General features: G+C 64.2%; 10 protein-coding genes. 6 read left to right on the top strand and 4 right to left on the bottom strand.

Going from position 1 to position 14,068, the window contains the following annotated elements:
- A partial coding sequence (locus tag Q3C01_RS36030; RefSeq protein ID WP_458150022.1) for an HAD-IC family P-type ATPase occupies positions 1–2,528 on the bottom strand: 2,528 nt, incomplete at its 3' end.
- A gap of 682 nt (positions 2,529–3,210) precedes the next feature.
- Here Q3C01_RS36030 and Q3C01_RS36025 point away from each other — a divergent pair.
- The 3 genes from Q3C01_RS36025 (at position 3,211) to Q3C01_RS36015 (ending at position 5,987) form a co-directional block, all read left to right on the top strand.
- Entirely contained in the window at positions 3,211–4,230 is a 1,020-nt protein-coding gene (locus Q3C01_RS36025; RefSeq protein ID WP_458150021.1) for a flagellar motor protein MotA, read from the top strand.
- A 147-nt stretch (positions 4,231–4,377) separates the two neighbouring features.
- Complete coding sequence (locus Q3C01_RS36020) at positions 4,378–5,406, top strand: peptidoglycan -binding protein (protein WP_458150020.1); 1,029 nt, start codon at positions 4,378–4,380, stop codon at positions 5,404–5,406.
- A 131-nt stretch (positions 5,407–5,537) separates the two neighbouring features.
- On the top strand, positions 5,538–5,987 hold the full coding sequence (locus Q3C01_RS36015; protein WP_458150019.1) for a GNAT family N-acetyltransferase: 450 nt from the start codon (positions 5,538–5,540) through the stop codon (positions 5,985–5,987).
- Positions 5,988–6,228: 241 nt separating this feature from the next.
- Here Q3C01_RS36015 and Q3C01_RS36010 read toward each other — a convergent pair whose 3' ends face one another.
- The gene (locus Q3C01_RS36010; protein ID WP_458150018.1) at positions 6,229–8,079 is read right to left on the bottom strand and encodes an ABC transporter ATP-binding protein/permease; all 1,851 of its coding nucleotides are present in this window, start codon (positions 8,077–8,079) and stop codon (positions 6,229–6,231) included.
- Positions 8,080–8,275: 196 nt separating this feature from the next.
- On the opposite strand from Q3C01_RS36010, the gene rpmE reads away from it, so the two are divergent.
- Positions 8,276–8,503, top strand: a complete 228-nt coding sequence (rpmE, locus tag Q3C01_RS36005; RefSeq protein ID WP_027521816.1) for a 50S ribosomal protein L31 — start codon at positions 8,276–8,278, stop codon at positions 8,501–8,503.
- Between the two features lie 159 nt (positions 8,504–8,662).
- Here the strand turns inward: rpmE and rcdA are convergent, their stop codons facing one another.
- Together rcdA and Q3C01_RS35995 are read right to left on the bottom strand one after the other, a co-directional pair.
- Positions 8,663–9,172 carry a protease adaptor protein RcdA gene (rcdA, locus tag Q3C01_RS36000; RefSeq protein ID WP_458150017.1) on the bottom strand — a complete coding sequence of 170 codons (510 nt, stop codon included), beginning with the start codon at positions 9,170–9,172 and terminating at the stop codon, positions 8,663–8,665.
- A gap of 505 nt (positions 9,173–9,677) precedes the next feature.
- On the bottom strand, positions 9,678–9,869 hold the full coding sequence (locus Q3C01_RS35995) for a DUF1192 domain-containing protein (protein ID WP_027521814.1): 192 nt from the start codon (positions 9,867–9,869) through the stop codon (positions 9,678–9,680).
- 108 nt (positions 9,870–9,977) lie between these two features.
- Between Q3C01_RS35995 and Q3C01_RS35990 the strand changes: the two genes are divergently transcribed.
- Positions 9,978–10,976 carry an NAD(P)H-quinone oxidoreductase gene (locus Q3C01_RS35990; protein ID WP_458150016.1) on the top strand — a complete coding sequence of 333 codons (999 nt, stop codon included), beginning with the start codon at positions 9,978–9,980 and terminating at the stop codon, positions 10,974–10,976.
- Positions 10,977–11,117: 141 nt separating this feature from the next.
- Positions 11,118–13,994 (top strand): EAL domain-containing protein, encoded by a 2,877-nt coding sequence (locus Q3C01_RS35985; protein WP_458150015.1) that lies wholly within the window; start codon positions 11,118–11,120, stop codon positions 13,992–13,994.
- Positions 13,995–14,068 lie beyond the last annotated feature (74 nt).

Below are 14,068 nucleotides of genomic sequence, written 5' to 3'. Positions count from 1 at the left end.
TACGTGTTGCCCGTGTGCGCCCTCACGGAGAGCGACGAATCGAGCAGGTAACGGCTATTCAGCAAATAGAAGACCTGGCCGATTGTGATCGCATTGACGGCTACCGTTCGGGCAAGCGCGTCCGATGCGCCGTGCCCTTTCATCCAGAAGAACGCCAGCAAGGTGTAAGCAAGGAGCGCCAGGCCGACGAAGATGATCCGCCAAATCCCGAAGCCGGTCACGATCGGGCGGTCTACCGCGCGCGGGGGCCGTCGCATCACATCGATCTCGTGCGGCTCGAAGGAGATGACCAGGCCGAGTGCGACCGACGTGACCATATTGACCCAGAGCACTTGCGGAGCCGTGATCGGCATGGTGAACCCGACAAAGATCGCCACCGCAATGACCAGCGCCTGCGCGACGTTGGTCGGCAGCATGAATAGCATGGCCTTCTCGATGTTGTTGTAGACGGTGCGCCCTTCCTTTACCGCCGCCGAGATCGAGGCGAAATTATCGTCGGCCAGGATCATTTCGGCAGCTTCCTTCGTGACCTCGGTGCCTTTGATACCCATCGCGACCCCGATGTCGGCTTTCTTGAGAGACGGCGCGTCGTTCACACCGTCACCCGTCATCGCCACGATTTGATTGTTGGCCTGGATCGCTTTCACCAGGCGCAGCTTGTGTTCGGGACTGGCGCGCGCGAAGACGTCGACGGCGCGAACGCGTTCCTGCAGCGTCGCGGTGTCCATGTCCTCGATTTCGGCGCCCGTGATCGCGGTCTTTCCGTCGCCGAGGCCAAGCATCTTGGCGATCGCCGCAGCGGTGATCTTGTGATCGCCGGTGATCATGGTGACGCGGATGCCACCACCTTGGCACTCCTTCACGGCTTCGATGGCCTCCTTGCGCGGCGGATCCAGGAGGCCGATCAGGCCGAGCAAGACGAGCGTCCTTGGCAGATCGGCCGCGGTCAGACCGCCAGCCTTCACGTTCGGGTTCTGGAGCCACGCGAAGGCCAGCACACGCTCGCCTTGAGCCGCAAGCCTGTCCGATTGTTTCGAGAAGTGATTGCGGTCGAGCGGGCTCGACTGGCCGTCGTCGGTCTGCTGGCGATCGCAGTGTTCAAGAATGACCTCCGGGGCGCCCTTGACGAGCAGGACTTGCTCGCCGTTCGCATCTTTCTGGAGGGTCGCCATGAACTTGTGCTCGGATTCAAACGGAATGGCGTCGATACGCGGAGATGCAGCCTGCTCGCGCTGCCGATCCATGCCGAGCTTTGCCGCGAACGGATAAAGCGCGCCCTCGGTCGGATCGCCCTCCACCTTCCAGGTCCCCTCCTCCTGGAACAGCTCCGCATCGTTGCAGAGCAGGGACACTCGCCCCATCAGCGCGAGGACCGGATCCTTGCCGGCGGGCTGTCCGTCCTTTTTGATTTCTCCCACGGGAGAATAGCCATCGCCGGTGACCTGATACGCCGAGTCGGCTGTAACGGCGGACACCACCATCATCTCCATGAGCGTCAGCGTACCCGTCTTGTCCGAGCAGATTCGTGACACGGAGCCGAGCGTCTCGACCGCGGGCAACCGCCGGATAATCGCGTTGCGCTGCGCCATGCGCTGGACGCCGATGGCCAGGGTGATCGTGATGAGTGCAGGTAGTCCTTCCGGGATGAGCGATACGGCGATGCCGACGACGGCCTGGAAGAGCTCGACAAAGTCGATCCCTTTCACCCACTTGCCGTAGGCGAAGATCAGGACGCTGATCACCCCGATAGCCGCGCTGATGGCGTAGCCAAATTTCTTGATCTGGCGCAGCAGCGGAGTTTCGAGCGGGCTGACGTCGGCGAGCAACTGGTTGATGCGGCCGAGTTCGGTCTGAGTTCCGGTCGCGACGACCACTCCGGTTGCGCGACCGGATACGACCATGGTGCCGGAAAATGCCATGTTCTCGCGATCGCCGACCGTCGCGTTCGCAGGCACCGCGTCGACGCTTTTTTCTGCCGGCACCGATTCACCAGTGAGGGCCGCTTCTTCGGTCCGCAGGTTCTTTGTCTCGAACAGTCGCAGATCCGCTGGAATCTTGTCGCCCGACTCCAGGAGCACGACGTCCCCCGGGACAAGCTGCTCCGCGGGAATCATGCGGGTTTCCCCACCGCGCACCGCCCTGGCCTCGGCGGTCAGCATATTGCGGATGGAATCCAGTGCCTTCTCGGCCTTGCCCTCCTGAATGAACCCGAGGAGCGCGTTGAGAACGACCACGCCAAAGATGATCGCCGCATCGACCCACAGGTTCAGCATCAACTTGGTGAACCCTGCGGCGAGCAGCACATAGACCAGGATGTTGTTGAATTGTGCGAGAAGTCTCGCAAACGAGCCGCGTTTCCTCCCTTCGGGCAAGCGATTCTGACCGTATTTCTGAAGTCGGACAGCGGCCTCAGCCGGAGCAAGCCCTTTCTCGCAACTGGTAGCAAGTCGCTCCACGACCTCATGCTGAGGTATCGCGTGCCAGGGCGCCGCCTCGTTGGTCGTGCTCGCATTCGCTGCTGCGCGCATGCCGTTCTGCCTATCGGCCGATGTCTAAAGCCGATCTAGTCCGCTCAGCGGTCGACATCTGACATTTATTTCGAAGTCGCAATGACATGGGTTGTGATCCGCAAGGCTCTTGATCTGAATCAAGGGACTGAGAGCCGTTGGAAGAGCGATTTCAATCCGGAGAATCCCCCACTCAACTCGGGGCTTCGCAGTATGGTTTGACGAGCCTGGGAGCGAACGTTCGTCGAGAGCTTGCGCATGCGCGACGGTCTGGCGCGAGGCTTCAGGCGGACGCTCCGGGCGGCAATGGAAAGAATGCGCCGGTTCGCACCCGTGGGCGCGGCAGAGCTCGTCGGGTGCGCGCCGGAGACCGGCCAACGAAGACTGCCGGCGCCGACAAGGCCGGCCGAAAAAGCCCGGATGATGTCGACCGGGCCACTGGTCCACTCCCGCACCACCCAGGCGAACGTCACCGGAATCGCAGGCGAGAGCGAAGCGTCCCGAGATAGGTCGTCATGCAAAAAATCCGACTTTCAGTCTTCGGGAACGCCGGAGTTTTACAAAATGCCAAAGCCTCAAAGCCCCGGTTTCAGCTTTAGGTTCCCTGCTTACCCCTGAAATCGACCCCTTCCCGCTTTTTTTGGGCTGGCTCTGTGCCATAGTGCTGGCCGTAATTTGGGTTTCGCAACGGATGACATCGGCCATGAAGCCTGGCACTTCGCCCCGCTCCCCCATGGACAACGACTACATCAAACTGTCCTCCCCCAGCGTGTTCCTGGTGCGGATGCTGGTGTTTCTGGTGCTCTGCTCGCTGGTCGGGGTCGTGCTCTACAAGCAGATCATCACCGCGTTCTTCGCCAATCCCGGGCTGAACGCCCTGATCGGCGGCGTGCTGTTCATCGGCATCATCCTGGCGTTCCGGCAGGTGATTCGGCTCTATCCCGAGGTCTCCTGGGTCAACAATTTCCGCATCGCGGATCCCGGCCTTGCGCCGTCGCGCCATCCGAGACTGCTGGCCCCGATGGCGGCGATCCTCGGCGGCGAGCGGTCTGGGCGCATGAGCATCACCCAGCAGACCATGCGGCACCTGCTCGATTCGATCGCGACCCGCCTGGACGAGGCCCGCGACATCTCCCGCTATATGACCGGATTGCTGGTCTTCCTCGGCCTGCTCGGCACCTTCTGGGGCCTGATCGAGACCGTTGGCTCGGTCGGCAAGGTGATCGACGGTTTGAAGGTCGGCGGCGACGCCGGTGCTCTCTTCGATACCCTGAAGGAAGGCCTCGCCGCCCCGCTCGGCGGCATGGGTATCTCGTTCTCCAGCTCGCTGTTCGGCCTCGCCGGTTCGCTGATCCTCGGCTTCCTCGACCTGCAATCGAGCCAGGCGCAGAACCGCTTCTACACCGACCTCGAAGACTGGCTCGCCACCACCGTGCGCGAGTATAGCAGCGGCGAGGCCGTGGCTGTCGCCAGCGGCGGCGGTGTGGCATCCGGCGAGCTCCAGGCAGCGCTGGAACGGCTGCGCTCGGTGCTCGAGGAAGGCAGCGGCAGCCGCGGCACGACCGCGGCGATGGCGAGCCTTGCCGAGGCGATCCAGGCGCTGGTCTCGCATATGCGCACCGAGCAGCAGATGATCCGCGAATGGGCCGACGGCCAAGGCGAGCAAAATCGTGAGATCCGCCGCCTGCTCGAGCGCCTCGCGCGCCAGCCGGAGAAAAGTTGAAACGGTCTGGTGCCCCGTTCGAGACGCAGCATGAAATGATGCGTCGCTGAGCCGGGACACAGCGTTACTTGAGATGTGGGTCCCGGCTCTGCGGAGCAGCGTTGCACGCGCTACCCGCGCCCGGGACACGAAAGCGGAGTAATTCGAATGGCTCTTGCACGCGCCCGCCGCAGCGAAGGCCCCTTCAACTACTGGCCCGGCTTCGTCGACGCACTGTCGACGCTGGTGCTGTCGATCGTGTTCCTGCTCTCGGTCTTCCTGGTCGTGCAGTTCTTCCTGTCGCAGGAGGTCACCGGCAAGGACAAGGCGCTGGAGCAGCTTAATGCCAAGATCGCCCAGCTCAACGAGCTGCTGTCGCTGGAAAAACTCGGCAAGCTCAGCCTCGACGACCAGGTCTCGCAGCTCAAGGCCGGCCTCGCCTCGGCCGAGACCGAGCGCGACCGCCTGAAGGGGCTCTATGAAGGGCTTGCGAACGCCGGCAACGACGCGCAGGGCAAGACGACGGAGCTCAGCAAGGCGCTGGATTCCGAGAAGCAGGTGTCCGCGCGCGCACTCGCGCAGATCGAGGTCTTGAACCAGCAGATCAGCGCGTTGCGGCGGCAACTGGCGGCGCTTGAGGAAGCGCTCGACGCCTCCGAGAAGCGCGACAAGGAATCGCAGACACGGATTGCCGATCTGGGTTCCCGCCTCAACGTGGCTTTGGCCCAGCGGGTGCAGGAATTGTCGCGCTACCGCTCGGAATTCTTCGGCCGCCTGCGCGCCATCCTCGGCAACCGCCCCGACATCCGCGTCGTCGGCGACCGCTTCGTGTTCCAGTCCGAAGTATTCTTCGACACCGGCCAGGCAACGCTGCTGCCCGAGGGCCGCGTCGAACTCGACACGGTGGCAAGCGCACTCAACGAGCTCAACGGCAAGATCCCGAGCGAGATTCCCTGGGTGCTGCGCGTCGACGGCCACACCGACGTGCGGCCGGTCAGCGGCGCCAACTTCAAGTCCAACTGGGAATTGTCCTCGGCCCGCGCGATCTCGGTGGTGCAATACCTGATCTCGCTCGGCGTGCCCGCCGAGCGCCTGGTCGCGGCCGGCTTTGCCGAATTCCAGCCGCTCGATACCGGCAACACCGAAGACGCCTTCAAGCGCAACCGCCGCATCGAGCTGAAGCTGACGGAGCGGTAGTGGTCAGGCAGGCACGGTGCAGGCCACATCGTCATGGCCGGGCTTGTCCCGGCCATCCACGTTCTTGCTTCCTCACGCGCGGCTCTTCGTGGATGCCCCGGGACAAGCCCGGGCATGACGGTCTTTGCTAGATGAGCACTTTCCACCTCCGCCCCTATCGCGCCGAGGACGAGGCGGCGGCGATCGCGCTGTGGCATCGCACCTGGCAGCAGGCCTATCCGCAGATCGACTTCGCGGCGCGGCTGGACTGGTGGCGCGAGCGCTGGCGCAAGGACCTGGTGCCGAAAGCCGAGATCAGGGTCGCCGAGCAGGATGATGGCGCGCTGATCGGCTTCGTCACCATCGATGACGAAGGCTATCTCGACCAGCTCGTGGTCGATCCCGGACAATGGGGCTCGGATGCCGCGCGGCTTCTGGTGGATGAGGCCAAGCGCCTCTCGCCAACCGGCGTCACGCTGCTCGTCAACAAGGACAATACCCGCGCCATCCGCTTCTACGAGCGCAGCGGCTTTGCCCATGCGGGAGGTGATGTGAACCCGACCTCGGGACGGCCGGTGCTAAGGATGGAATGGAAGCCGTAGGCGCGGCGACCTCCCCAACGTCGTCGCTCTACTTTGCATGGGGTTGTTTTCGATGTTTTGCTTTGGGGTGCGAGAGTTAGCCGTTTCCGAGCCGCCCCGTCTCCCTCTGCTGTCATGCCCCGGCTTGACCGGGGCATCCAGTGCGCCGCGGCGCCTCCGTATCCTCGCACTGTCTGTGGAATGCTGGACCTCCCGCATTCGCGGGTCATGACACCGAGAATGGGGCGACGGTGGAGGCCCCTCACGCCCCCTCGAACTGCAACCTCGCCAGCCGCGCATAAAGCCCGTTCGCCGCGACCAGCTCGGCGTGCGAGCCCTGCTCGACGATCCGGCCCTGGTCCATCACCAGGATGCGATCGCATGACAGCACCGTCGCGAGGCGATGTGCGATCACGATCGTCGTGCGATGGCTCATCAGCTCTTCCAGCGCGGTCTGCACCAGCGTCTCGCTTTCCGCATCCAGCGACGACGTTGCTTCATCGAGCAGCAGCAGCGGCGCATCCCGCAAGATCGCGCGCGCGATCGCGATGCGCTGGCGCTGGCCGCCGGACAGCGTCACGCCGCGCTCGCCGAGCGACGTCTCAAAGCCTTCCGGCAGGCGGCGGATGAACTCGGCGGCATGCGCAAGCTCGGCGGCGCGCTCGACCTCGGCGTCGGTCGCATCGGGCCGGCCGAAGCGGATGTTCTCGCGGGCGGTGGCGGCGAACACCACCGATTCCTGCGGCACCAGCGCGATGCGCGCACGCAGCTCGCGCGGATCGACCGATCTGACCGGCACACCGTCGAGCGCGATCGCGCCCAGCATCGGATCGTAGAACCGCAGCAGGAGGTGAAACAGCGTGCTCTTGCCGGCGCCGGAAGGACCGACGATCGCGACCTTCTCGCCGGGGCGCACGTTGAGCGAGACGCTGTCGAGCACCTTGACGTCAGGCCGCGCCGGATAGGCGAAGCTCACTCTGTCGAAGCCGACTTCGCCGCGCGCTGGCGACGGCAGCGCACGCGGCATCGCCGGTGCGGTGATCTCCGGCTGCACATGCAGGATCTCGAACAGACGCTCGGCGGCACCGGAAGCGGCCGCGACCTCGCCCCAGACCTCGCTGAGCTGGCCAAGGCCGGCCGCGGCAAATGCTGCATAGAGCACGAACTGGCCGAGACGGCCGGGCGTGATCGAGCCGATCAGGACGTCATGCGACCCGATCCAGAGGATCGCGACCACGCTCGTGAACACGATGAAGATGATGATGGCGGTCAGCACCGCGCGCGCCTGCGTCGAGGTGCGTGCCGCCTCATAGGCCTGTTCGACCTCGCCGCCAAAGCGCTTCGCGGCGAGCTTCTCGCTGGTATAGGCCTGCACGGTACGGATGGCGCCGACCAGCTCGGAGGCGTAGGCCGAGGCGTCTGCGAGCGTATCCTGCGCATTGCGCGACAGCCGCCGCACCCAGCGCCCGAAGGCGACCAGCGGCAGCACGATCAGGGGAATGGCGAGCAGCACGAAACCGGAGAGGCGCGGGCTCGTGATCACCATCATCGCGACCGCGCCCAGGAACATCATCATGTTGCGCAGTGCGATCGACACCGAGGCGCCGACCGCGGATTTGATCTGGGTGGTGTCGGCGGTCAGCCGCGAGACCAGCTCGCCGCTGCGCGCACTATCGAAAAAGGTCGGCGAGAGCGAGAGCAGATGGCCGAACACGTCGCGGCGCAAATCCGCAACAATGCGCTCGCCGATCGTCATCACGAGGTAGTAGCGCGCGGCACTCGCCATTGCGAGCACCGCGACGACTGCGATCATCACCGCAAAGTAGCTGTTGATCAGCGCGATGCCTTCCGGCGTGAAGCCGAAGTCGATCATCCGCCGCACCGCAACGGGCACCAAAAGCGTGGTCAGCGCGGCAATCGTCAGCGCGACGAAGGCAAGCGCGGCACGTCCGCGATAGCGGTTCACATAGGGCGCAAGCGCCATCAGCGGCCGCAGCCTTGCCCGGCCTTTGGCCGGCTGCTCGATCAGCTCGGCCTCGATCGAAGGGGTGTCCGCGGCTTTCATCTTGCCCTGATCGACGTACCGGTCATCAAGCCGTTCCACTGCGCTCATGAGATCCGACCCATTGGATTGGTCCGCTCCAATAGGCCGGTGCAAAGGTAGTAGCAAATCCGGGATGTCCCTTAGGGGCAAGCCCGGTTGCTCATCCCGCAATGGCTTGTTTTGCGAGGTTTCGTGGGGTATAGAGCCGCCCAAATCCGTCATTCGCTAGCCACTCAATGAGGCGCCGGGGCGCCGAGGAATTGCCATGAAAGCCGAGATTCACCCGAATTATCATACGATTACCGTCGTGATGACCGACGGTACCGAGTACCAGACCCGCTCCACCTGGGGCAAGGAAGGCGACAAGCTTCAGCTCGACATCGACCCGAAGTCGCACCCGGCCTGGACCGGTGGCTCCGCCCAGATCATGGACCGCGGCGGCCGAGTCTCCCGGTTCCAGAAGAAGTTCTCGGGCTTCCTCAAGAAGGATTGATCCGGCCAATCAGGCCGCGACGAAAAAACGCCCCTGGGAGACCAGGGGCGTTTTTGTTTGTGAGCGGTCATTCTGGGGCGGTCCGCAAGACCGAACCCGGAATCTCGAGATTCCGGGTTCGAATGCTGGCGCATCGCCCCGGAATGACAATGAATCGGCTTACCCCTCGAACGCGGCCTTGAGTGCGTTGAGCTGGGGCACCAGGGGATTGCCGATCGGCATGCGGTCCGCCGGCGGGGTGTGGATGCTGGTGTCGAGGCGGCGCACGCGCGTCTGCAGGCTCATCGAGCGGGCGATCAGGTCCTGCAATTGCTGCGGCAGCTTCTCGATCGTGTCGGTGGGGCCGGGATCGGCCGCGGTCAGCTTGACCTTGGTCTTTTCGCGGTTGGCCTGAACCAGCGTCATCTCGCCTTCCTTCACTGCGCGGTGCAGCAGCAGCCAGGACGCGAGCTGCATCAGACGGGTGGTGAGACGCATGCTTTCGGTGGCGTAGGTCAGGCTGACGGCGCGGTCGAGCGCCTTGGCCTCGGTACGGCCGGCGCCGTCGAGATAGGCGGCGGTCTCCTCGACCAGATCCATGCCTTCGCGGAACAATGCACTGAACGCCGCCGAATTGGTGAACCGTTCGCTGAGTTGAACGAGAGCGCCGTCAGCTTGCAAACGTTCCATGGTTAACGCCCCTTACGCAACTGTTTACCATCCGGCTTTGGCGCCGGCTTATGATGAACAAATCATTGCGCGGGCGCCTCGCGAAGTCCAGCAGCAACCGCGTTTATGGTTTCCGCGCCTGATTGCACCAAGGCGGGACAGGTGAGGCGCAAAAAAAGAGCCGCCGGAGACCGGCGGCTTTGAAAGTTGATAACAGGGAGGCGTCAAACAGAGTGGACAGGAGCCACTCGGTGTCCAAACGAGGACGGTTCCAGTCATAAACGCGAAAGCTTAATCGACCGTAAACGAACGATTTTTTTGAGGGTTCGTTAGCCATGTCGGCCATTGGCCGAGGGGGTTGCGGAACCGTTTCAGAGACGGCGGCTCCAGCGGGCGGACTACCGATCCTCATGGTGAGGAGCGCTGCATCGCGCGCGTCTCGAACCATGAAGGCCGGGCTCCCGCGGCCATCATTCGAGACGCGGCCTTCAGCCGCTCCTCGTCAGGATGAGGACTGCAGGCTTTGCTACGACTTGAAAATGCTGTTCGCGGCGTCGCGCGAGGCACGCTTCTTGGTTGCCGCTTCCTCGAGCCTTGCGATCTCGGATTTCAGCAGCGCGATACGCTCGGTCAATTCCTCGACCGACAACAGTGAGAGGTCCTGTCCGATCTCGTGGCTGATCTTCTTGCGCGGCCGGTCGTCGTCGTCCATCGCCATCGTCGCTCCTCCATCACAACCGAAGCCGAAGCGGTTGCCAGCGCGTGGCCCGCTGGCTAATCAATTGCCTCGTTCGTCCTGCGGCCCAAGGATAATCAAGGACAAATCATGGAAAAGCTGCCTGCGCAAATGACCGTGGTCGCCATCTCCAAGCCCGGCGGCCCTGAGGTACTGGTGCCGGAGCAGCGTGCGCTGCCACAGCCGGGTCCAGACGAGATCCTGATCAAGGTGATGGCCGCCGGCGTGAACCGGCCCGACGTGGCGCAGCGTTCCGGCGCCTACCCGCCGCCGCCTGGCGCCAGCGACCTGCCGGGGCTGGAGGTTGCGGGCGAAGTGGTCGCGGTCGGAAGCAACGCCAAGCGGCACAAGATCGGCGACAAGGTGATGTCGCTCGTCGCCGGCGGGGGGTACGCCCAATACTGCATCGCCCAGGACGCCCAGGCGATGAGCGTGCCGCCAGCGCTGTCGATCAAGGAAGCCGGCGCGCTGCCGGAAACCCTGATGACGGTCTGGCACAATGTGTTCGAGCGCGGCGGGCTGAAGGCCGGCGAGACGCTCTTGATCCATGGCGGCTCCTCCGGCATCGGCACCATGGCGATCCAGCTTGCAAAAGCGTTCGGTGCGAAGGTGGTCGTCACCGTCGGCTCGCAGGACAAGATCGATGCTTGCCTCAAACTCGGCGCGGACCGCGCCATCAACTACAAGACCGAGGACTTCGTCGCCGTGGTCAAGGCGGAGACCGGCAACGCCGGCGCCAACCTGATCCTCGACATGGTCGCTGGCGATTATGTCGACCGCAACTATGATGCCGCCGCCGTCGACGGCCGCATCGTGCAGATCGCAACCCTCAACGGCCCCAAGGTCAACGTCAACATCGCCAAGGTCATGGTGAAGCGCCTCACTCATACCGGCTCGACCTTGCGCCCCCGTAGTAATGCGGACAAGGCGGCGATGGTGGCCGCGATCGAGGCCGAGGTGATGCCGCTCTTGCGCGAAGGCCGCATCAAACCGCTGATGGACAGCACTTTCCCGCTGGAAAAGGCAGCTGAGGCGCACCGGCGGATGGAGACGAGCGCACATATTGGCAAAATTGTGTTGGAGGTCTAGCCCGCACGACCCGCAAGCGAGGCGGAAACCCTTTGATTTTCCTCGCTTTCGTGGCATCTATCGCGAAGCGCCGAACCATCTCGTTCCGTTCGGAAATGCGCTTAGCACTGAAGAGTTTGCGTCGAACGCGGAGAACTGACCTTGCGTCTGATCAGGTGCCTCGCGCCCATAGCGCTGGGCCTCATGATTCTTGTCGCCGCGTCGCCTGCACGCGCGCTTGATGCCGTCAGCGTCCGCAGCGACGCGCCCGCGATCGACCTCACCGCTGTACTCGAGCACCAGCGCAGCGACGCCGACCGCATCCAGGTCTCCACTGCGCCTGGCACTGACGGCATTGTCCGCCGCATCGAGGTGCGCGCCCGCGAGGGCGGCCAGAACTGGGTGGTGTTCGCGCTCGCCAACAACACCGACGACCAGCTGGACCGCCTGATCGTCGCGCCGCATTACCGCATCGTCTCGTCCGGCCTCTTGTGGCCCGACCTCGGGCTGTCGCGCATCGCCACCATCACGCCCTCGATCGGCGACCGGCCCGAACGCCAGGAGAGCGCGACCGCAGACGTCTTCCGCGTCACTCTCGACCCCGGCTCCGTCGTCACCTTCGTCGCGGAACTGCGCACCGACAAACTGCCGCAGCTCTATCTGTGGGAGCCGGAGGCCTACAAGGACAAGGTCAACTCGTTCACGCTCTACCAGGGCATCGTGATCGGCATCTCGGGCCTCCTTGCGCTCGTGCTCACCATCCTGTTCGTGGTGAAGGGCAGCATCATGTTCCCGGCAGCCGCCGCGCTCGCCTGGGCGGTGTTGGTCTATATCGGCGTCGATTTCGGCTTCTGGGGCAAGGTGCTCGACATGTCGAACAACGCCGAGCGCATCTGGCGCGCGGCGGGCGAAGCGATTCTGGCCGCGACGCTGCTGGTGTTCCTGTTCGCCTACCTCAACCTCAGCCGCTGGCACGTGCGCTATTCGCACATCACGGTGGGCTGGCTCGCCTTCCTGGGCTCGCTCGTCGCGCTCGCCTTGTTCGATCCGGCGGTCGCCTCCGGCATCGCGCGCATGTCGCTGGTGTTGATCGCCTTCGCCGGCTTTGCGCTGATCGTCTACCTCTCGACCCACGGCTTTGACCGCGCGGTGCTGCTGATCCCGACCTGGTTCCTGCTCGTGATCTGGGTGGTCGCGGCCGGCATGACGGTCGCAGGTTCCGTGACCAACGACATCGTCGGACCCGCGCTGCTCGGTGGCCTCGTGCTGATCGTGATGCTGATCGGCTTCACGGTCATGCAGCACGCCTTCGCGGGCGGCGGCGCCACCACCGGCGTCGTGTCCGACATCGAGCGGCGTGCGCTCGCGCTGGCCGGCTCCGGCGATCTGATCTGGGACTGGGACGTTTCCGCCGACAAGGTGTTCACCAGCCCCGAGACCGAAGCGCTGCTCGGCCTGAAACGCGGCACGCTGGAAGGGCCGGCTGCGACCTGGCTGGAGGTGCTGCATCCGCTCGATCAGGATCGCTTCCGTGCCGCGCTCGACAGCGTGCTCGACCAGCGCCGCGGCCGCCTGGTGCAGGATTTCCGCCTGCGCACGCCGGACGGCCATTTCATGTGGTTCGCGCTCAAGGCACGTCCCGTGGTCGGCTCCGACGGCGAGGTCTCGCGCGTCGTCGGCACGCTCACCGACGTCACCGAGCTGCGCAATGCCGAAGAGCGACTGTTGCACGATTCCGTGCACGACAACCTCACCGGCCTGCCTAACCGCAAGCTGTTCATGGACCGCCTCGGCGCCGTCGCCAATTTCGCCAAGACCATGCCGACGCTGCGGCCGACGCTGATGGTGATCGATCTCGACCGCTTCAAGCAGGTCAACGATTCCGTCGGCATCGCGGTCGGCGATTCCATCCTGCTCACGCTCGCCCGCCGCCTCACCCGCATCCTGAAGCCGCAGGATACGCTGGCCCGGCTCGCCGGCGACCAGTTCGCGCTGATCCTGCTGTCGGAACAGGATCCGGCCCGCATCACCGCCTTTGCCGAGACCATCCGCAAGACGATCCGCGCGCCGATCGCCTTCAACGACCGCGAGATCTTCCTCACCGCCTCGATTGGCCTCGCGCTTTCCGATCCGCAAGTCCAGCTTACGGACGAGATCATCAAGGATGCCGAGCTTGCGATGTATCATTCCAAGCGCATCGGCGGCGATCGCATCGATGTCTATAAGCCCGCGATGCGCGCGCGGAAGACCGACCGCCTGACGCTGGAAAGCGAGCTCCGCCGCGCCATCGAGCGGCAGGAGTTGACGATCCTCTACCAGCCGATCGTGCGGCTGGAAGATCGCTCCATCGCCGGCTTCGAGGCGCTGTCGCGCTGGGATCATCCCAAGCTCGGACGGATGTCGCCGTCGGAATTCATCACGATTGCGGAAGAGACCGGCCTCATCGTCGACCTCGGCCTGTTCGTGCTCGACCAGACCGCCAAGCAGCTCTCGATCTGGCAGCGCGCGATGCGCTCACGCGAGCCGATCTTCGCATCCGTCAACGTCTCCTCGCGGCAGTTGCTCCGCCACGATCTCATCCACGACATCCGCACCGTGCTGTCGCGCTCCTCGGTCGCACGCGGCACGCTGAAGCTGGAATTGACGGAATCGCTGGTGATGGAGAATCCGGAGCACGCGGCGCAAATGCTGACGCGGATTCGCGAGCTCGGCACGGGGCTATCGCTTGACGATTTCGGCACCGGCCATTCCTCGCTCGCTTATCTCCAGCGCTTCCCGTTCGACACCATCAAGATCGACCAGTCCTTCGTGCGCACCACGAGCCGCGGTACCCGCCCCGTGATCCTGAAATCGATCATCGCGCTGGCGCACGATCTCGGCATGGACGTGGTGGCGGAAGGCGCGGAGACCGACTCGGACGCGGTCGAGCTCTACCAGCTCGGCTGCGAATACGCACAGGGCTTCGCCTTCGGCGAGCCGATGGACGCCGACGCCGCGATGCGGCTACTCACGGAAGTGCGGCTGGAAGCGGCGAGCTAGAGCATGATCCGGAAAAGTGTGAAGCGGTTTTCCGAAAAGATCATGCTCAAACAACAACCTAAAGCGCGATGACG

Source organism: Bradyrhizobium sp. UFLA05-109 (genome assembly GCF_054185165.1).
This window is presented reverse-complemented; position numbering and strand designations above follow the sequence as displayed.

Bases quoted from the DNA above. Each gene is read 5' to 3' on its own strand.
- rpmE (WP_027521816.1), top strand. From the start codon at position 8,276: ATGAAAGCCGAGATTCACCCGAATTATCATACGATTACCGTCGTGATG.
- rcdA (WP_458150017.1), bottom strand. From the start codon at position 9,172: ATGGAACGTTTGCAAGCTGACGGCGCTCTCGTTCAACTCAGCGAACGG.
- Q3C01_RS35995 (WP_027521814.1), bottom strand. From the start codon at position 9,869: ATGGCGATGGACGACGACGACCGGCCGCGCAAGAAGATCAGCCACGAG.
- Q3C01_RS36025 (WP_458150021.1), top strand. From the start codon at position 3,211: ATGAAGCCTGGCACTTCGCCCCGCTCCCCCATGGACAACGACTACATC.
- Q3C01_RS36020 (WP_458150020.1), top strand. From the start codon at position 4,378: ATGGCTCTTGCACGCGCCCGCCGCAGCGAAGGCCCCTTCAACTACTGG.
- Q3C01_RS35990 (WP_458150016.1), top strand. From the start codon at position 9,978: ATGGAAAAGCTGCCTGCGCAAATGACCGTGGTCGCCATCTCCAAGCCC.
- Q3C01_RS36015 (WP_458150019.1), top strand. From the start codon at position 5,538: ATGAGCACTTTCCACCTCCGCCCCTATCGCGCCGAGGACGAGGCGGCG.
- Q3C01_RS36010 (WP_458150018.1), bottom strand. From the start codon at position 8,079: ATGAGCGCAGTGGAACGGCTTGATGACCGGTACGTCGATCAGGGCAAG.